Raw genomic sequence first — 19,844 nt, forward strand, 5'->3', positions numbered from 1 at the left:
TAATATAAACGATATGAAAAGGATGAATAGCCGCAGAAGATTAACATTACTGATGTTAGCTCCGGTGCTTATAATAATGCTTTGGGCGTCCTGTAAAAAAAGCGAATCGCCTGTTGAGGTGGTGTCTGACGATACTACTAAGCCGGGTATTGTTACCGATGTAAAGGTGGAAAACCTGAATGGTTCGGCCAAAATAACATATAAGCTTCCCAACTCAAAAAACTTGCTATATATTTTGGCCCGCTATAATATTAACGATAACCGGGTTCGCGAATCAAAAACGAGTTATTATAAAGATACCATATTGGTTGATGGCTTTGCACGGGCACAGGAATATGAGGTTACGCTTTACGCGGTGAGCAGGGCCAATGTAATGTCTGATCCGGTTACGGTAAAGGTTGAGCCAAAAACGCCTAACTATATACTGATCAACGAGGGTCTTGATATAAAGCCTGATTTTGGCGGTGCAAACTTTTTTGGTTTCAACATCAATAAAGCGCCTATATCTGTCCACATGATTACCTTTAACAGTGCCACCAACGCTTACGAAGAGCAGGAGCCTGAGTACATCAGCGGCGATACGGTGGATGTTTCGGTACGTGGTTTTGATGCTACTGAGCACAAATTCGGCGTGTATACTACCGATAGGTTCGGCAACGCGTCTGAAATACGCTATGTAACCTTAACCCCATTATTTGAAACCCTGCTTGATAAAAGCAAGTTTTCGGTATATCATTTAGCCAGCGATGCTACCATTGGCTTCGGCTGGGACACGCGCTTCTTCTTTGATGGCAACCTTGGCGACCCGGGATGGCATACCGTGAGTTCACCTACCAAGCAATGTACATTCAGTTTGGGAGTAAATGCTAAAATTAGCCGTTTTGTATTGTGGAACAGGCTGCCGGATATGTACGGCTTTCAAAACCCACGGAAGATCACTATTTGGGGTACAGATAAAGATAATCCGCAGGATTCAACGCTGCCTATAAACTCGGCACCAGGTACCGTTGCAGGCGATTGGTTTAACATGGGCAACTTTGTTTACCCTAACCCGCCATCGGGCTTACCGGCCAACCAGGCTAACGCGGCCGATATCGCTTTTGCCGCGGCAGGTGTCAATTTTAAAATGCCCAGCGCAGCGCCGCCAACCAAATTCATCCGCTTTGAATGCACGCAAACATGGGGTGGTTTAGATTATATTAACGCCAAAGAGATTTCGCTTTACGGCAGTCCGTTGTAGGCATTGTATTGATATATTAAAAAATTAAAGAAATGAAAATCACATATAACGTTGCTGTTTTCTTTTTGATATGCTTTGTAATGTTTGGTTGCAAAAAGTACGATGATGACTATAAAAAGTATCTCGATAACAGGGAAGTAACTTATCCGGGTTTGGCAACCAACCTGCATTACAATACAGGTAATCTGCGCGTTCAACTGATATGGCGCCCGAGTCCGGATCCAAGTATTAAAAGATATGTAGTGATCTGGAACAATGGTGCCGATTCGTTGAATGTTGACGCTACCACTACAGATCCGGCCGATTCGATCACCGTAATAGTTCCCGGCTTAAAGGAGTATGTTTACAGCTTCAAGCTTAAGGCTTATGATGCCGAAGGCCGTGTATCTGTAGGGCAGGAGCTTAATAACGTAAGGGTATACGGCAGCGCCTTTACAGCCACCTTGTTAAACCGTGGTTATAAAGTAGCCGGGCCGTACACGGTAAATAACGACGGAACGATCAGCTTAAATTTTAATAAGCCCGATACCGGTAACGTATACACTACCATTAAGTATACCAACACCTTAAACCTTCCCGAAGAGAGGCGGCTGAACGTTAACCAAAGTTCAATAGTGATACCTAATTATAAAAAAGGTACAGCTGTACAATACAGATCGGCATATGTACCGTTGCAGGCTTCAATTGATACCTTTAATGTAGCTACTTATGAAGATTTTCCGGAGATCAAGATATATACGCCATTAGATAAATCGCTGTTTAAAACCTTTAACCTGCCTAATGATATAGGTTCGGCCTATGGTTGGGAGGTTTATTACTTATGGAACGGTAAAACAGACGAAAGCCAGGGACAAGGCTTCCATACCGGTAATGCGCCTGTGCCATTCTGGTATACATTTGATATGGGGCAAACCACCAGCTTAACCAAAATTCAAATATGGCAGCGCATGTCGGGCTTGTTCAATTACGGCAATGTAAAACGCTTTGAGATATGGGGCAGTAACAACCCCGATCCAAATGGCGATTACAATAACTGGACAATGCTTGGTTCTTTTACTTCTGTAAAACCATCGGACTTACCGGTGGGGCAAAACACCGATGCCGACAGGGATTATGCCGCCGCCGGCGAATCATTCTTATTTCCGGATAACGTGCCCGAAGTTAGATATATCAGGTTTAAGATACTCGAAACATGGGGCAATACCAATTATTATCACATGATGGAACTTTCGTTGTTTAAATAAATGATAGTATACAACAAATTATAATACGACACCCCGGCGCTGTACATTATCATGTATAGCGCCGGGGCGTTTAATACCTATATTTTTGTGCTTTTTTAATGGATTATTCTTATTAGGAAATTTGATAAAATAATCCATGTTTTATAGTATTATATCCATTGCCCGGGCAACGGTAAAATTCCACCTTTAAAAACCGATTAAAACCATTAATTTTTGAAATGAACGATACTAAAGAAACATTTAATAACACCTATATCATAGGCATTTCATTCATATCGGCCCTTGGCGGATACCTTTTTGGGTTCGACTTTGCCGTTATAGCAGGCGCGTTGCCTTTCCTGCGCACCGAGTTCGCGCTTACTTCGGTGATGGAGGGCTTTTTAACGGGATCGCTGGCGTTGGGTTGTATAGTTGGCTGTCTGCTGGCAGGCGGCGTGGCCGAAAAGTATGGCCGCAAACCCGGACTGATATTGGCCGCGGCTATTTTCGCGGTATCATCAGTTGGTATCGCTTTATCGCAGGGCCTTAACTACTTTTTGGTAATGCGCTTTGCGGCAGGTATCGGCGTGGGCATGGCATCCATGCTTTGCCCCATGTACATTGCCGAAGTATCGCCCGCGGCAGTGCGTGGTCGTAACGTGGCCATTAACCAGCTTACCGTAGTTTTGGGGATACTGTTCACCAACCTTATTAATTACTTCCTGGCAGATCTTGGCCCTGATGCATGGCGCTGGATGTTTGGTTTGGGTACCGTACCATCGCTTGTGTTTTTAATAGGGGTAATGTGGCTGCCCGAAAGCCCTCGCTGGTTGGTAAAGGCCGGTAAGGATGCAAAAGCGAAGATCGTGCTGAATAAAATTGGCTCACCAAAATTTGTTGACGATACCTTAACCGCTATAGAACGTTCACTTGCCGGTGCTAATAAACAATCCATTTGGGCGGTATTTGATAAAGCCGTAAGACCGGCGGTATTGGTAGGCGTTACGCTGGCAGTGTTCCAGCAGTTTTGCGGAAGTAATGTGTTGTTCAATTACGCTTCCACCATATTTAAATCTGCCGGATCGAGCCTGAACGAGCAACTGCTCGAAACCATTTCCATAGGAGGGGTGAACCTGATATTTACCTTATTGGCCATGTGGCAGGTTGATAAATTAGGCCGCCGCCCGTTGATGCTGATTGGCGCGTTGGGCTTATCTATCTCGTTTATAGTACTGGCCATATTGTTGCAAATGCATGCGCCGGTAATATTGATATCAACCTTTGTGTTGCTGGCTATCAGCGTTTATTCTTTTTCGCTGGCGCCAGTTACCTGGGTGCTTATTTCGGAGATCTTCCCTAACAAAGTACGTGGTACGGCATCAACCTTGGCTGTGGTATCATTATGGGGTGCCTTTTTTATACTGGTGTTCACCTTCCCTATACTGGCCGAAAAGATTGGTACTTACGGGCCTTTTTATCTCTACGCCGTCATCTGCTTTTTAGGCTTCCTTTTTGTGAAGTATAAAGTGAAGGAAACCAAAGGCCAAACGCTTGAAGGCCTGGAAGATAATTTAATAAGACATTAACAAGAACAGGCACGTGTGCTGCACCAACTGTTTTATCAGCTAATAAGAAAACAATAATTGTACATGAAAACATCTTACGTAAATGTTTGGGAAGAAAAGGTAACTATACCTACCTATGGCATTGGCAAACCCGATAAAAACCCAATGTTTTTTGAAAAACGGGTTTACCAGGGTAGCAGCGGCGTAGTGTACCCTAACCCGGTGATTGAAAAAATATACGACGAAAAGCAGGATAAAGAATACAACGGCCTGTTCCTCGAAAATGAATATTTGAAGATAATGATACTGCCCGAACTGGGCGGCCGTATACAAATGGCTTACGATAAGATAAAGGAGCGTCATTTTATATATTATAACCAGGTGATCAAACCGGCATTGGTAGGCTTAACCGGTCCGTGGATTTCGGGTGGTATCGAGTTTAACTGGCCGCAACACCATCGCCCAAGTACATTTGACCCTATCGACTTTAAAATAGAAGAAAATGCCGACGGCAGTAAAACCGTTTGGGTGAACGAAATTGAGCAGATGTTCCATACCAAAGGGATGGCAGGCTTCACCCTTTATCCCGATAGGGCTTATATTGAAATAAAGGCCAAGCTATTAAACCGTTCAAGCTTGCCGCAAACCTTTTTATGGTGGGCAAACCCTGCCGTAAAGGTGAATGATGATTACCAATCTGTATTCCCGCCGGATGTAAACGCGGTTTTTGACCACGGTAAGCGTGATGTATCTACCTTCCCGATTGCTATCGGTACGTATTATAAGGTTGATTACTCGCCTGGTACAGATATCTCCATGTATAAGAACATCCCGGTACCCACATCGTACATGGCCATCAATTCCGATTATGATTTTGTAGGCGGATATGAACACGATAGCCAGGGCGGGTTATTGCACGTGGCCAATCACCACGTATCGCCCGGTAAAAAACAGTGGACATGGGGCCACAGCGATTTTGGGCAGGCATGGGACAGGAACTTAACTGATGAAGATGGTCCGTATATTGAGCTGATGACCGGTATGTTCACCGATAACCAGCCCGATTTTACCTGGCTGATGCCGAACGAGGAAAAATCTTTCACGCAATACTTTTTACCTTACAAAGAACTTGGCGTAGTTAAAAACGCTACCAAGGATATTCTACTGACTATCAACAAATCAGGAGATAAGGCTGTACTGAAAGTTTATGTAACATCACCACAGGCCGACCTGAATATTAATCTTAGCCATAATGGTAAAACTTTGTTTACCGACAACGTAAGCATCGATCCACGTGAGGTTTATGTAAAAGAGATGGCTGTTGATGCTGCTATTGACGAAGACAAACTATTGCTGGTTATTTCGGCAGCGTCGGGTAAAGAATTGATCAGGTATGAGCCTGCAGCTAACCGTAAAAACGATATCCCAAAAGCGGCAAAACCGGCCGTTCATCCTGATGAGGTGGAGAACAATGAACAGTTGTTCCTGACCGGTCAGCATCTTGAACAATATCGCCACGCTACTTATAGCCCGGTGCCGTATTATCAAAAGGCATTGGAGCGCGATCCGAAAGATATTCGTAACAATAACGCCTTGGGTTTGTGGTATTTGCGCAGGGGGCAGTTCGCTAAAAGTGAAAGTTATTTCCGCAAAGCGATAGAAACCATTACACAACGCAACCCAAACCCTTATGATACCGAACCTTATTACAACCTTGGTTTATGCCTGAAATTTTCAGATCAGCCTGATGAAGCCTATAAATCATTTTACAAAGCCACCTGGGGCAATGGTTGGAAGGATAGCGGTTACTTTGCTGTAGCACAGATCGATCTTTCGCGCGGCGATTACGAACTGGCTTTGGGGCATATTTCATCGGCAATTGATAATAATGCCAACAATAGTAAAGCCTATGTATTAAAATCAGCTGCATACCGTAAACTGAATAATTATGAAGCGGCTATCGGTATATCAAGTCAATCGCTTGAGAGAGATGGTTTTAATCTGGGTGCCCTATACGAAAAATCATTAGCGTACAAAGCTTTAGATAAGTTTACCGAAAGTGATGAAGCGCTTAGTACGCTCATTAAACTATCAAGAGGCTTTGAGCAAAACTATATTGAATACGCTATAGATTATGCCGCCGCCGGCTTATATACCGAGGCTGTCAATTTGTTAAGCTATGCTATTAAACCTGCGGATACCAATCCATTAGTTTTCTATTACTTAGGGTATTTCAATTACCATTTGGGCAAACAGGATGTAGCGCTTAACTGGTTCAAAAAAGCCGCATCGGCAAACCCGTATCTGTGTTTCCCTAACCGTTTGGAGGAAGTAAAAGTGCTGCAATTGGCACTTGAACTAAACCCTACCGATGCCAAGGCCGCTTATTATTTAGGCAACCTGTTTTATGATAAACGACAATACGACGATGCCATTGCCAACTGGGAAATTTCGGCAAAACTGGATGATACTTTCCCTACGGTTTTGCGTAACCTGGGTATAGCGTATTTTAACAAGCTAAACAAAGCCGATAAAGCGCTGGAGTACTTCGAGAAGGCCTTTGCTTTAGATAAAACCGACGCGCGCATATTGATGGAATTAGATCAATTGTACAAACGCCTAAACCGTACCCCGGCACAACGCAGCGTATTTATTGAAGAAAATGTTGCCACGGTAAAGGAGCGTGACGATATGTACCTGGAACGTGTAGCTGTAATTAATTTTATGGGCGAATACGAAAAAGCTTTTGAATTGATCAGTAAACGCCAATTTCACCCGTGGGAGGGTGGTGAAGGTAAAGCATCGGGCCAATATGTTTATAGTTTGGTGCAGATGGCTAAACAATTCATCGGTTCCGGGCAGTATAATGAGGCTATTGACTTGCTGGATAAAGCGCAGTTTTACCCACATAATTTAGGTGAGGGCAAACTGTTCGGCACGCAGGAGAACGATATTTTCTATTGGTTAGGTTGCGCTTACGAAGGCTTAAAGGATACCGCCAAGGCTGATATCTATTTCCATAAGGCTACAGTCGGTTTAGATGAACCATCGGCAGCGATGTTCTATAACGATCAGCAACCTGATAAGATCTTTTACCAGGGCCTCGCATGGAAAAAATTGGGCGATGATGCTAAAGCAACGCAAATATTCAATAAGCTGGTAAACTATTGCGACCAACACCTTAACGATGATGTTAAGCTTGATTACTTCGCGGTATCATTACCCAACCTGCTGATCTTTGAGGATGATCTTAACGTGCGCAACCAAGCTCACTGCTATTTTATAAAAGCCTTGGGTAAGCTGGGCTTAGGCAATATCGCTGAAGCTAAAGACGCATTTTTACAAGTGCTTTCCATTGATGCCGAACACATGGGCGCTAAAACGCATTTGGATATGGCTATGAAACCGGCCGAAATTGTGCAGCAAACCGCATAATATTTAACCAAACTTTACACCTAACCAAAAAGGGCAGGGCGATCTTAAATGATCAGCCTGCCCTTTGTTTTTAAAACATTGCTATTTTTGCACATGCAAAATCAGGTAAATAACCCGCTTCATGGTAAAACGTTAGAGAGTATTCTCAATGCGCTCGTAGCTCATTTTGGCTGGAAGGAGCTGGGTGACCGCATCCGCATTAATTGCTTTAACGATAATCCGAGCATACAATCGAGCCTGAAATTTCTGCGTAAAACCGACTGGGCACGCAAAAAAGTGGAAGATCTCTACGTTGAACACTGCGCCGCTTAGTGCTTACGCTTGTTGTTCATTTTGGCTTTAGTGCCCGAACTGTAATTATATGTTTTTGAGTTAGCCGCTTTTTTCTCGTGGAAGGCAGCGCCTGTAACAGGTGCATCGGTTTTAGCCGGTTCTTTTTCTTCCTTCTTTTTGGTTTTTATTTCCTTTTCAATTACCAGTTCTTCGGGTAAATCAGCAACGGTTATTTTTTGACCGATAGATTGCTCTATCTTTTTAACATCGCTCAATTCCAAATCGGTAGTGAAAGTAAGGGCGAGGGTTTCATTCTCCACATCCGGGAAATGATTGGTAACACGGCTAATGTAAGTTTCTTTCTCCGCAGGTACATCAAAGTGTATCAGGAAGGGGATATCATCCAGGTCTAAATCACCGGCATTGTCGTTGCTTACCAGTAATATACGGGCGCTTTCATCGGCTTTAAAAGCTTCAATATCTTTATATCCTTTCAAATCAATAAACGGCGCGTTTAAAAACGCCACTGCTTCTTTTATTTTACGATGCAGATTGTTATAAATGGTTTCGGCAGTTGAGCGGCTGTTAACGAATACCACTACCTTGGTGAACACCTCGTCGTCTGTAATAAACAAATTGAGCAGGTTAAGCTTGGTACCGAAGTTCGGCACATGATATAGCAGCTGCGAAAAGGTTTGTATGCCCTGTTCTTCCAGCTCATCAACCTCCACAATAGCCGGACTGATCATAAACGGTTCTATCACCCTCTCCAGCCTGCTGTGCAGTACATCTGTAAATAGTAAACGCTGACATTTGGTTACGCTATTAGCCAGTTCGGCTAAAGGTAATTGCATGCCTTTTTTAATCATCTGGTCGCCCTCGTCAATAATAAAGAGTTCTATTTTATTGAGATTAAGGCCAAGTTTCAGGTAAATAGCCCGTGCACGGTCGGGAGTGGCAACAACAATATCGGCACCATCTGCAAGCTCATCCATTTGCCCTTCTATGCCTGGTGTAACGTACAGGCCAACTATTTTTATTGATTGGTTTTTGTTAAAGCGGTTAAACATTTCTAACACAGCCAATACCTGATCTTTATCAGGCACCAGTATCAATACTGATGGTACACCTTCGGGCGCGTGATTGAAACGGTTGAGGGTGCCCAAAACGTAAGCGGTTGTTTTGCCTGCACCTTCCGGAGCTATGGCAACAACATCCTGCCCGCCGTTTATCCGCGAGAGCGTTCTTAGCTGTATCTCTTTAGGGCTTGTATAGCCAGCTTCATTTACAGATCTTACCAGCTGTTTTTTCAGCTTTAACTTATCAAACCACACCATCAAAATTGTATTTTATTTATAAAAGGCAAAAATACCATTTTAACCGCGCATATTATAGCTGTTTGCTAAGGTTATGTGCAATGTATATTATTACGATGCTATTTCACCCTGGCCATCGGGAATTTAACCGACCGTGGCTGGCCTTTACTTGTGCCCGAAATTTCGGCGACAAGGCTGTCGCGGGTTATTTGGGTATAGGTTATTTTCTGCGGAAAATCATGTTCCGGGTTCTCAAAAATCATTTGTGTTGGTGTAATCGCCGTTGCTGCAAATTTAACCGGTAATCCGCCGTTTTGATTATTCACCGTTGGCACGTAATACAGTTTAGCGTTCCGTTGCTCCAAGCGGATAGTTTCTGTTGATAGGGTATCCGCCCCGCGTAAAAAATAACTCTTGCCTGTAAATGTGGAGTCGTTTACCTTTAACCATGTTTCAGATACAGTCCCGCGGGTAGTTTTATTTTGCCATTTGCCAATGAGCCATTCTGCCGGGCTAAGCTGATTTTGCTTTTTAGTTTGGGCCATTGCCGGTTTATAACCAACAAATATCACGAACATAAGCAGGCTGGAAATTTTTATATAATGAATGCTTCCTTTTGTAACAGTTATGTTCATAAATAGCAATTAGGATGGTAATACTAATATAATGCTTTAGTTTTATACATGCATGGGTTTAACCACATTCATTTAATTGTTAAAATACGTTAAAGCAGGTTACACCTTAATATATTTGTTTTGCTAAAGCTATATTAGCACACGTTTACGTTACTTCATTTGATGAGAGCTTTAAGACCACTACTGTTTGCCCTGATTTTTTCGGCATTACCATTTTGCACTTTACTTGCACAGGATACCGTTAGTTTAACCAATATTATTGCCAAAACAGGTAAGTATTATAATGATTACCCGGTTGAAAAGGTATACCTGCATTTTGATAAACCTTATTATGCCGTTAGTGATACCGTATGGTTTAAAGCCTATGTAACTATCGACGAAAACCAGTTTTCGGGCCTTAGTAAAATAGTACATATTGAAGTGCTCAACCAGGATGATAAGCTGATGCAAGCGGTTAACCTGCCGCTCAAGAACGGTGTGGCCAGTGGGAATGTAGTACTAAGTACCGATTTTTATAAAAAAGGCAACTACCGCTTTGTAGCGCATACCAACTACATGAACAACAGCGATGCCGGTTACTTCTTTAATAAAATTGTAGCGGTAGGTAACGCTATTGATAACCAGGTATCCACCAATATTAACCTGAAAAGTACGGTTGTAAATAAAGTAGCCAAAATAGACGCGGGTATATATTTTAAGGATGACCAGGGCAACCCGTTAAGCAACCGCAAGGTGAACTGGATGGTTGATTCCGATCCTGATGTGCTGGCGAAAGGGAAGGGTACTACCGATGCCAATGGAATGTTGCAGATCAATTTTACCAATACCAAAAACATTCCTTTAGATACCACGCACATTGCCACCACTATTGAAATGGCCGATAGGAAAGAGGTCCGCCATGTGTTCCCGTTGAAAACGGTAGCCAAATCACCGGTTATTCAGTTCTTTCCGGAGGGTGGCGATCTCATTAGCGGGCTTAACATTCGCGTAGCGTTTAAGGCTTTACGTGCCGATGGCTTGGGTATTGATGCCAAGGGAACCATTGTTGACAATACCGGTAAGGTAGTGGCCAATTTTAATACCACACATGCAGGTATGGGCTTTTTTGAGCTTAATGCCGAAGAAGATAAAACCTACAAAGCCAATGTGACTTTTAGCGACGGCAACGCCGCCGAGGTCGACCTACCGACTGCCTTGCGTTCGGGTATCAGTTTGGTTGTTGATAATAATGACCCTAATTTGCTTTTATTCAAGATCCAATCGTCTCCGGCTTATTTGGAGCGTAATAAGAATAAGATATTTTACGTAGTAGGCCAAACCCGCGGTATCATTAACTACGGCGCGCAAACCCGTTTAGAAAACCCGGTGTATAATGCCCGTGTGGCTAAAACCAAGTTCCCGGCGGGAGTATTGCAGTTAACGCTAATGTCGTCAACAGGCAGGCCTTTGAGCGAACGTTTGGTATATATCAATCATCCGGATAGCCTTAAACTATCCTTAAAAACGGATAAACCTACGTATACAAAACGCCAAAAAGTACACCTTACCGTTGCCGCCAACGAGGGTGGCAAACCTGTAGACGGCGAGTTTTCGTTAACGGTAGTTGATGAAAGCAAAGTGCCATACACCGAAGATAAAGAGATCACCATACAAACTTATCTGCTGCTAACATCAGATATTGCCGGGTATATTGAAAAACCCAATTATTACTTTAACGCTACCGACGATAAAAAAACAAAAGACCTTGATGTATTGATGATGACCCAGGGCTATCGCCGGTTTGAATACCGTGGTTTGCTGCGCGATAATAAACCCACCATCAACTTTTATCCCGAGCAGGGACTTGATATAACGGGTATTTTGCGTAGCGGTACAGGCATACCGGTTAATAAGGGTAATGTACGCCTGCTTATTCCCGACAAAAGTTATTCGGCCAATGCTATCACAGATGCCGAAGGACGTTTCAGGTTTGCTAATCTTAACTTTTCTGATTCAACCAAGGTTATCCTGAGCGCGCGTAACAATTATCAGTCGGCAAATATGGTGCTGTCTGTTGACGGGCAGTTCGGTATCCGTATCCCGATCAACATTTATGCTGCTGATGAGATGACGAATATTGATAGCACCATAACCCCATATTTAAAGAACAGTAAAGTACAATACAGTAATTCGCACACGCTTAAAGAGGTAACCATTACTCAAAAGAAAATTGTAAAGGTGATAAGTCACCGCGATTACCCGGGCTTATCTGGTTTAAGCGAGGCTGATCACATGATCAGGGGCGACCAATTGAGTGCCTGTCAAAACCTGTACGATTGCCTTAGAGGTATGGTAGTAGGTATGACGTTTGACCAGGATAAGTTTTACGTGAGCCGCTCATATAATCAAGGGCAACGTGTGCCTGCGCAGGTATTCCTGAGAGGGATGCCTATTGATGTTAATGATTTGCGCGGTATCGACCCTAAAGACGTAGAATCGATAGAGGTATTTGTGAAGGATGACCTGGGTACGGTTAACCGCGCTTACCAAAGTAATGGTGCCATCGTGATCAACACAAAAGAGAAACCTAAAGGACAAAAGATAAGCCTGGCGCAATTGCAGGAAATGCTGCCAAAAACAAACGAGATCACCTTTATGCCGCAAGGATTTGGCATTCAGCGCACTTTTTATTCGCCGCAATATTTGGTAGCCAAAACGCTGCAAAATACCGGTTTTGATGCCCGCAGTACCATCTTCTGGAAACCGGATGTTACCATTAATAAAACAGGTGTTGCCGCTTTCGATTTTTTTAATGCCGATAGCAAAGGCACCTACCGGGTAATTGTTGAAGGCCTTAGCAACGGCGGTAATATTGGCAGAAAAGTATACCGCTTTAAAGTAGAATAAATGACTTGCGGATACTGCCTTGTTTGTATTTCGTAATCATTGTAAATAGCATGTCATTGTTTAGCCCAACCTTAATCCGGTTGGGCTTCTTTATGCTTTTTGGTATAATAAGTGTTGTTAAAATAACACTCCGTTAACAGGGAGTATTTACCAGGAAACACAACAAAAACATGACAACAATTAATCAATCATTAACTTTTAAAATTGCCGGCGAGCGCGAGATCAATCGTGTTGGATACGGCGCTATGCAATTAACCGGTAATGGCGTATTCGGCGAAGTGGCCGACCGCGAGAATGCCAAAAAAGTACTACAGGAAGCTATAACATTGGGCGTGAACTTTATAGATACTGCCGATGCTTACGGCCCACATTTTAACGAAAGCTTAATAGCTGATGCTTTACACGCTTACAGAGCAGACTTACTAATTGCTACCAAAGGTGGTTTTGAACGTCCCGGCCCAAATCAATGGGTGCCAAATGGTAATCCCGAATTTATCAGCAAAAACATTGAAGGCAGTTTAGAGCGTTTAAAGGTTGACTCAATAGACCTTTGGCAACTACACCGCATTGACCCTAAAGTACCTGTTGAAGACACCCTTGCACCCGTACTTGAAGCCGTTAAGGCCGGTAAGATCAAACATTTTGGTTTATCAGAGGTAAGCATTGCCGAGGTTGAACGTGTACAGAAAACCATACCGGTTGTTTCAGTACAAAACCTGTATAACTTGGGTGAGCGTAAATGGGAAGACCTGATAGATTATACCAATGAAAATGGTATAACATTTATTCCGTGGTTCCCGCTGGCTTCAGGTCCGCAAAAATTGGCCGATAAAATTGAGGCTATTGCGCATAAGCATAATGCAACTACAGCACAAATTGCTTTGGCATGGCTATTAAAACGTTCACCTAATATTTTGCTTATACCGGGCACCAAATCAATAGGGCACCTGTATGAAAACACAAAGGCAGGTGAAATTGAGTTAACGCAGGAAGAATACGATCAACTGGATAAATAATTTTTCCTAACGGTACAGTTATTGTATTAAAAACAGGGATGAAGGTTAAGTACTTCATCCCTGTTTTTATTTTTTACCTATAGAACTAACGTTAAGAAAAATCAACAAAACGCGGGCAATCTGCAAGGAAGCTCCACAGCCGACAGGGCATTTTTTGATCAGAAAGAAGCCGTTAAACAAAAAGGAATAAGTAACGGCGGCGGGCAACGGTCCGACCAAACATCGAACAAGGATAATACTCGCAAACACGAAAACAAGAAACACTAACAGTGTTATCAATACAAAAAGCAGGCCTCATAAAAGCCTGCTTTTTTGTTGATGAAGAAGAAACGAATTACAATTGTGGTTCAAGACCTGTGGCTATGCCTATGCGGTTCCATGCGTTGATGGTTACAATGGCCATAATTACCTGGCCTAAATAAGCTTTATCAAACAAAGCGGCGGCAGCATTATAAGTAGCGTCTGATACCTTATTGGTAATTAAAGTTACCTCTTCGGTAAGGGCCAGTATTGCTCGTTCCTGCTCGTCGAAAAACGGTGTTTCTCTCCAGGCGTTCAACGCGTAGATCCTTTGTTCGGTTTCGCCGGCTTTACGGGCATCTTTGGTGTGCATATCAATACAGTATGAACACCCGTTTATTTGTGATGCACGAATCTTGATCAGTTCTTTGTGTGTTTTGGTTAACGCAGTGCTGTTAATGTAGGTTTCTAAAGCTATCAGTGCTTTGTATGCTTCAGGATCTGCTTGCGGAATTTTTACTCGGTTACTCATTGTCTTATTGTTTTTGATAAAACAAAGTTGGGCATTTAGGTGCCTCCAAAAAATGAATCGAGTTTAAGAAAATGCTAAACTTTCTTAGCTCTGAGCCTGCTCATGAACTGCGGAGTAAAGCCTAAATAGGAGGCCAGCATGTATTGGGGCACACGCTGTAAAAAAGCAGGAAACAGTTTTGAGAAGTGCCTGTAACGTTCCTCATCCGTCATGTTAAACATATAGCCAATGCGGCGTTGTGCTGCCACGAATGATTTTTGCATCATGATCCTGAAATAACTTTCAAGTAATGGAATTTCTCTGAAAAGTTCTTCGCGGTGTTTTTCACTCAGCAGCAAAACTTCTGACGCTTCAACGGTTTGTATAAATGTGGTTGATGGTTGCTTGTTCAGCAAACTATCCTGATCTGCTATCCACCAGTTCTCTATCCCGAATTGTATTACCTGCTCATTTAGCTTGGTATTTACAAAATATTGCCTGATACAACCTTTAAGCACAAAGTAATTGCCCTGGCATAATTTACCGGCTTCAAGCAGGTATTCTTTCTTTTTAAAGGATTTAAATTCAAGTTTACGGCAGAGCAGTTCCTGTTCATCTGTCGATAGTTTTACATACCGGCCAATATGATCTAACAGTTGCGGATACATTAATGCAAGCCTTTACGTTTTAAAAGCCCTCCGGTTGTATCGTCAATACTTTGTTGTACAATAAACGCGCGCGGGTCAATTTCAAGCACTATTTGTTTGATGGAAGGAATCTCTAAACGGGTGGCAACGGTAAATATAATATCGCGCGGATCATTAATCTGCCCGTCTTTACCGTAACCACTTTTACCCTGGTAAATGGTAACACCACGCCCCAGGTTTTCGGTAATGATCTTGCGGATCTCTTCGCTTTTGATAGATACCACCGTTATACCTGTATATTGCTCAATACCGTTTAATATAAAATCGATCATTTTAGAAGCTGCGAGGTAGGTGAGGATGGAGTACAAGGCGGATTCAACCCCAAGAAAGAAAGCTGCTGCCCCGAAGATCACCACGTTTAAGATCAAGATCACGTCGCTCACTTTAAGCAACTTCATACTTTTGCTTACCAGCAAAGCGGCTATCTCGGTACCATCAAGCACCGCGCCGCCACGGATGGCTAAACCAATACCCACGCCAATAAACAAACCACCGAATACTGCGGTAAGCAATTTATCCGAAGTAATATCGGGCACGTGCATAAAAGCCAGGCATAACGAAAGTCCGGCTATACCCAATGTACTCCTGATGGCGAAAGATCGTCCTAACTTATTATAGCCCAGTAACAAAAATGGCAGGTTGATTACGAAGATAAGTACAGATATAGGGATAGCGAAAATATCAGACAACAGCATAGAGATACCGGTTACCCCGCCATCAATAAAGTGACTTGATAACAGGAAGCCTTTTAAACCTACAACCGCGCATAAAATCCCAATAATAATTAGTACCGAATCCCGTAATATTGAAGTATTGTGTGCCATATTCCCAAATATAACCTATCTCGGCTAAAATGGCGAATTTTTAGGCCGCCAAATGTCTGCAAACTTGCCCGATAACGCCTATAAGTAGTTTACACACAGCAAGCTTGCTAATGATATTTTTATTATTTTTGCATGCAATTACAATTAACTATGAAACTTATGAAATACATTGTTTTACTATTGGTCGGTATGTTTTTTACCACGCTAAGCTTCGCGCAGGATGATATTACACCTGCTGCTCCCGGTGTTACTTATGGCAATAAAATTACCGCCGCGAAAGCTATTAAGGTAGCCGAATTAAACAAAAGCCTTAATGCCGATTCAGTTTACAAAGGAAAGGTTACCGGCAAGGTAGTAGAAGTATGTAAAAAGAAAGGTTGTTTCATGACACTTGCCCAGCCCAATGGCGAAACCATTATGGTGAGGTTTACTGATTACGCATATTTTATGCCGCAAAATATTGTAGGCAAAATAGTTGTAGTTGATGGCACGGCTAAATTAAAAACTATCCCGGTTGAGCGTTTACAACATTACGCTGCCGATGCAGGTAAAAGCAAAGAAGAGATAGCTAAAATAACCCAGCCTAAAAAAGATATCCAGATAATGGCCGATGGCGTTTTGGTGATGGACTAAAACAGATCATTTCCGCATAACAAAAAATGCCCTTGCAAATAGCAAGGGCATTTTTTGTTATATCCAGATTATAATGCTTATCGCACAACCATTTGCGCGGTATTACGGCTCAATTGCTCCAGCAGTATTTGTTTGCCCGCGGTAATCTCTTTTAAAGCATCTTCGCGGTAATGCCTTACGGTGTAAAGGGTAAGGCTGTCATTATATTTCACTTTAAAATTCTGCTTCAGGCTGCTTAGTAATTTGCTGAAACGCTCTTCATTAAAATCGATACAAGTAGTAAAGCTCAATGCCGAAGTTTGCATTACGTTGATCTTTACCTGGTTTTTAGCGAAGAGTTTGAAAATGTCGCTCAAATGATCTTCGGTAATAAAAGAATAATCATTGGCAGATATGGATAGCAATACCTGGTTTTGCTTAACAATGATCACCGGTTTTTCAAAAACGGTTTTGCCATCCTCCTTAATTACCGTACCCGGCGCCACAGGATCAATAAATGGCTTTACCAATAATGGGATATTAGCATTTTGCAGCGGCTTTATTGTTTTGGGGTGAATAACGGTTGCGCCGTAATAGGTCATTTCAATGGCCTCGTTGTAGCTTAGCTCATCAAACTTCACTGTGCCGTCAAACAGTTTTGGGTCGGCATTCAATACGCCCGGTACATCCTTCCATGTAGTTACCGATTCAGCCTTCAAACATGCCGCGAATATGGACGCGGTATAATCCGATCCTTCACGACCTAAAGTAGTTGTAAAGTTTTCAGAGGTACCACCTAAAAAGCCCTGCGCTACCACAACACCTTTTTGTAACAGGGCCGGAATATCTTTTTGTATGCTTTCGGTAGTTTTAACCCAGTCAACCACACCTTCGCGGTAAGTGTTATCGGTATGTATATAACCACGTACATCAAGCCATTGGCTTTTAATGCCTGTGTGGTTCAAATAAGCACTAACGATACGTGTAGATACCAGTTCGCCGATCGAAACCAGTTGATCATAAATAAAGTCGAAGTCGTCGTGCGGTTCGTCTTCAATCATCCAGTCTATCTCCACAAAGGTATTTTGTATCTCATCAAAAACCGGGTGCGATGCTTCAAACAATTGCGCTACAATATCAAAATGATAGGCCTTTATCTCATCGTAAATCTCGTGCACATCATCGGCCTGGCTAACGTACGCTTTAGTCAGTTTTTCGAGCGCGTTAGTGGTTTTACCCATGGCCGATACCACGATCAGCAGTTCATTGCCCGCGTAGCTGTTAACCACACGCGATAAATTTATTATTCCTTCGGCATCTTTAACTGATGCCCCTCCGAATTTAAAAACAAGCATTATTTATTTTTAACATATTGTGATACAACCGAATTAGGCTGCAATAATGATTTGATATCGCCGTAAGGCACCAGCAGCTCGGTTTGGCCGGCAGCATAAGGCTTTATCTCGTACTGATTGTAAAGAAACTTGATACCCAGCGGCGTAAGCGAAAAGTTATTGTTCAATGCGAATTTATTATCCTTAAAAAAGTAATCGTTAGCCAATGACGCCGTATCGCTTAGTTTTTCGTTTTTACGGAAAATCCCTTCAGCAATTTTGGTCAGCTTGTCGTTATAACCCGCAACTAAAATATCGCTCAGTGTAACGCTCTTATCCTTTTTAATATCCCAATTAATATAGCCGGTATATGAACCGCCGTGCGCGCCTCCCTGGTAAGTATAACCGCCAACTTCCAACGCTACCAGTGCCGAATCCTGGGCTATCAGTTTCGCGTGGCTGTCTAAAGTATAAAACATTTGCGTTCTCGGGTCATCCTTTTTAGCATCAAGGTAGCTTTTAATAAAGTGGGCCGCCATGCTTTTCAGGCTGGTATCCGGTTTTTCAGATAGCATGAACATGGTAAGCAGGTTGCGTTTAATACTATCGTTCAGCGCTTTTTTACCTGCAAATTCAGGATAGTTTAGCGTTACTACGGTACAGGCACTATCGGGCTTGTTACCGCAATCCGGCGCACGCTCTTTAAGCGTTTGGTACTGGTAGGTAAGGGTGTCTTTTAATATCCCATCTGTTTGCGTAGGCGTATTACCCCATTGGCACGATCCCAGCGCCAGCAGCGATACTATTGTAGCATAATTAATTAATTTCATAGGTATTGGTAGATTTTAATAATTAAGTAGTTGTTCTTTTGATAACGATGCATTGAGCCAACCTGCATCGATACCGGCATTGTACTTTTTGTAAAAATTTATAGCCGGATCATTCCAATCCAGCACCTGCCAGCTCATGCCGTTAAAGCCTAATTCAACGGCTTCCTGTATTAGTCGGTCAAATAATAGCTTGCCAATGTTGCGGCCGCGCATGGTTTCGGTAACCAGCAGGTCTTCTAAATACAACCTGTTGCCTTTCCATGTAGAAAAACGGATATAGTATAAAGCGAAGCCAACTATCAGCCCGTCTATTTGTGCAACAAACGCTTTCCAAACAGGTTTTGGCCCAAAGCCGGCTTCTTCAAACTCGGCCAGGGTTACAGTCACTTCTTCGGGGGCACGCTCATAAAGCGCCAGTTCGTTCACCAGTTCAAGCAGGCGAATACAATCTTCTTTAACGGCTACTCTTAAATGTACCTGCATGTTAATTATTTTTCCAGTGTTTAATTACGCGGCTGCCAAATATGGTACTGCCCAGGCGAACCATATTACTGCCTTGCTCAATAGCTATCTTGTAATCTGACGACATACCCATCGACAGGGTATCAAAGCTATCCTCCTTACGGAAGAAGCTCAGTTTTATACCATCGAAAAAGGTTTGCAGCTCATAATACTCTTCTTTTATCTGTTTTTCGTTATCGGTATTGGTAGCAATTCCCATCAATCCGCGTATGCGGATGTTGGTCAAGGCCGTAAACTCTTCGGAACGTAACAGCTCAATTGCTTCATCAAAACCCAAACCAAACTTGGTATCCTCATCGGCAATATATATCTGCAACAGGCAGTCGATCACACGCTTATTTTTAAGTGCATGTTTATCTATCTCTTGCAATAGTTTTATACTATCAACAGATTGTATCATGCTCACAAAAGGGGCAATGTATTTCACCTTGTTACTTTGCAGGTGACCAATCAGGTGCCATTCAATATCTTTAGGCAGTTGTTCGTACTTTTCAACCATCTCCTGCACGTTGTTTTCACCAAACAGGCGCTGCCCGGCATCGTACGCTTCCTGCAAGTCTTCAACAGGTTTTGTTTTGGATACAGCCAGTAGTTTTACTTTAATTGTGTCAGTTTCTTTTTTCAGGCTGATGATATTATCTGCAATGCTCATTTATACGTATTTTTGGCAAAATT

General features: G+C 42.6%; 17 protein-coding genes. 8 read left to right on the forward strand and 9 right to left on the reverse strand.

Annotated elements, in window-relative coordinates:
* The first annotated feature begins 13 nt into the window (after positions 1–13).
* The 5 genes from ABD894_RS00380 to ABD894_RS00400 all read left to right on the forward strand — a co-directional run bounded on the left by ABD894_RS00380 (position 14) and on the right by ABD894_RS00400 (position 7,775).
* A complete protein-coding gene (locus tag ABD894_RS00380) occupies positions 14–1,240 on the forward strand; it encodes a DUF4959 domain-containing protein (RefSeq protein ID WP_345208986.1) in 1,227 nt (408 codons plus the stop codon).
* 32 nt (positions 1,241–1,272) lie between these two features.
* On the forward strand, positions 1,273–2,484 hold the full coding sequence (locus tag ABD894_RS00385; protein WP_345208987.1) for a DUF4998 domain-containing protein: 1,212 nt from the start codon (positions 1,273–1,275) through the stop codon (positions 2,482–2,484).
* Positions 2,485–2,702: 218 nt separating this feature from the next.
* Positions 2,703–4,049 carry a sugar porter family MFS transporter gene (locus ABD894_RS00390; protein ID WP_345208988.1) on the forward strand — a complete coding sequence of 449 codons (1,347 nt, stop codon included), beginning with the start codon at positions 2,703–2,705 and terminating at the stop codon, positions 4,047–4,049.
* 63 nt (positions 4,050–4,112) lie between these two features.
* On the forward strand, positions 4,113–7,463 hold the full coding sequence (locus ABD894_RS00395; protein WP_345208989.1) for a tetratricopeptide repeat protein: 3,351 nt from the start codon (positions 4,113–4,115) through the stop codon (positions 7,461–7,463).
* 93 nt (positions 7,464–7,556) lie between these two features.
* Complete coding sequence (locus tag ABD894_RS00400; protein WP_345208990.1) at positions 7,557–7,775, forward strand: VF530 family protein; 219 nt, start codon at positions 7,557–7,559, stop codon at positions 7,773–7,775.
* Here ABD894_RS00400 and ABD894_RS00405 read toward each other — a convergent pair.
* Both ABD894_RS00405 and ABD894_RS00410 read right to left on the reverse strand, forming a co-directional pair.
* Positions 7,772–9,073 carry a DEAD/DEAH box helicase gene (locus ABD894_RS00405; RefSeq protein WP_345208991.1) on the reverse strand — a complete coding sequence of 434 codons (1,302 nt, stop codon included), beginning with the start codon at positions 9,071–9,073 and terminating at the stop codon, positions 7,772–7,774. The genes ABD894_RS00400 and ABD894_RS00405 overlap by 4 nt on opposite strands.
* Positions 9,074–9,171: 98 nt before the next feature.
* Positions 9,172–9,687 (reverse strand): DUF6265 family protein, encoded by a 516-nt coding sequence (locus tag ABD894_RS00410; RefSeq protein ID WP_345208992.1) that lies wholly within the window; start codon positions 9,685–9,687, stop codon positions 9,172–9,174.
* Between the two features lie 162 nt (positions 9,688–9,849).
* On the opposite strand from ABD894_RS00410, the gene ABD894_RS00415 reads away from it, so the two are divergent.
* Together ABD894_RS00415 and ABD894_RS00420 are read left to right on the forward strand one after the other, a co-directional pair.
* On the forward strand, positions 9,850–12,573 hold the full coding sequence (locus ABD894_RS00415) for an Ig-like domain-containing protein (RefSeq protein WP_345208993.1): 2,724 nt from the start codon (positions 9,850–9,852) through the stop codon (positions 12,571–12,573).
* A gap of 170 nt (positions 12,574–12,743) precedes the next feature.
* Entirely contained in the window at positions 12,744–13,589 is an 846-nt protein-coding gene (locus ABD894_RS00420) for an aldo/keto reductase (RefSeq protein ID WP_345208994.1), read from the forward strand.
* Positions 13,590–13,923: 334 nt separating this feature from the next.
* Here ABD894_RS00420 and ABD894_RS00425 read toward each other — a convergent pair whose 3' ends face one another.
* From ABD894_RS00425 to ABD894_RS00435, 3 genes are all read right to left on the reverse strand, one after another.
* Positions 13,924–14,361: a carboxymuconolactone decarboxylase family protein gene (locus ABD894_RS00425; protein WP_345208995.1), complete on the reverse strand. Its 438-nt coding sequence runs from the start codon at positions 14,359–14,361 to the stop codon at positions 13,924–13,926.
* 74 nt (positions 14,362–14,435) lie between these two features.
* Positions 14,436–15,008, reverse strand: coding sequence for a Crp/Fnr family transcriptional regulator (locus ABD894_RS00430; RefSeq protein WP_345208996.1), 573 nt, complete (start codon positions 15,006–15,008; stop codon positions 14,436–14,438).
* Positions 15,008–15,871: a YitT family protein gene (locus tag ABD894_RS00435; RefSeq protein WP_345208997.1), complete on the reverse strand. Its 864-nt coding sequence runs from the start codon at positions 15,869–15,871 to the stop codon at positions 15,008–15,010. The genes ABD894_RS00430 and ABD894_RS00435 overlap by 1 nt, the downstream gene beginning before the upstream one ends.
* A gap of 159 nt (positions 15,872–16,030) precedes the next feature.
* Here ABD894_RS00435 and ABD894_RS00440 point away from each other — a divergent pair, with 159 nt between their 5' ends.
* Complete coding sequence (locus ABD894_RS00440) at positions 16,031–16,504, forward strand: DUF4920 domain-containing protein (protein ID WP_345208998.1); 474 nt, start codon at positions 16,031–16,033, stop codon at positions 16,502–16,504.
* A 77-nt stretch (positions 16,505–16,581) separates the two neighbouring features.
* Here the strand turns inward: ABD894_RS00440 and ABD894_RS00445 are convergent, their stop codons facing one another.
* From ABD894_RS00445 to ABD894_RS00460, 4 genes are read right to left on the reverse strand one after another with little or no spacing between them, the layout of a single operon-like run.
* Entirely contained in the window at positions 16,582–17,838 is a 1,257-nt protein-coding gene (locus ABD894_RS00445) for an aspartate kinase (protein WP_345208999.1), read from the reverse strand.
* Entirely contained in the window at positions 17,838–18,647 is an 810-nt protein-coding gene (locus ABD894_RS00450) for a DUF3298 and DUF4163 domain-containing protein (RefSeq protein ID WP_345209000.1), read from the reverse strand. The genes ABD894_RS00445 and ABD894_RS00450 overlap by 1 nt, the downstream gene beginning before the upstream one ends.
* 15 nt (positions 18,648–18,662) lie before the next feature.
* Complete coding sequence (locus ABD894_RS00455) at positions 18,663–19,130, reverse strand: GNAT family N-acetyltransferase (RefSeq protein ID WP_345209001.1); 468 nt, start codon at positions 19,128–19,130, stop codon at positions 18,663–18,665.
* Position 19,131: 1 nt separating this feature from the next.
* Positions 19,132–19,821, reverse strand: a complete 690-nt coding sequence (locus tag ABD894_RS00460) for a YggS family pyridoxal phosphate-dependent enzyme (RefSeq protein ID WP_345209002.1) — start codon at positions 19,819–19,821, stop codon at positions 19,132–19,134.
* Between the last annotated feature and the right edge of the window lie 23 nt (positions 19,822–19,844).

It is taken from the genome of Mucilaginibacter gynuensis (assembly GCF_039541195.1).
Taxonomy (GTDB): Bacteria; Bacteroidota; Bacteroidia; order Sphingobacteriales; family Sphingobacteriaceae; genus Mucilaginibacter; species Mucilaginibacter gynuensis.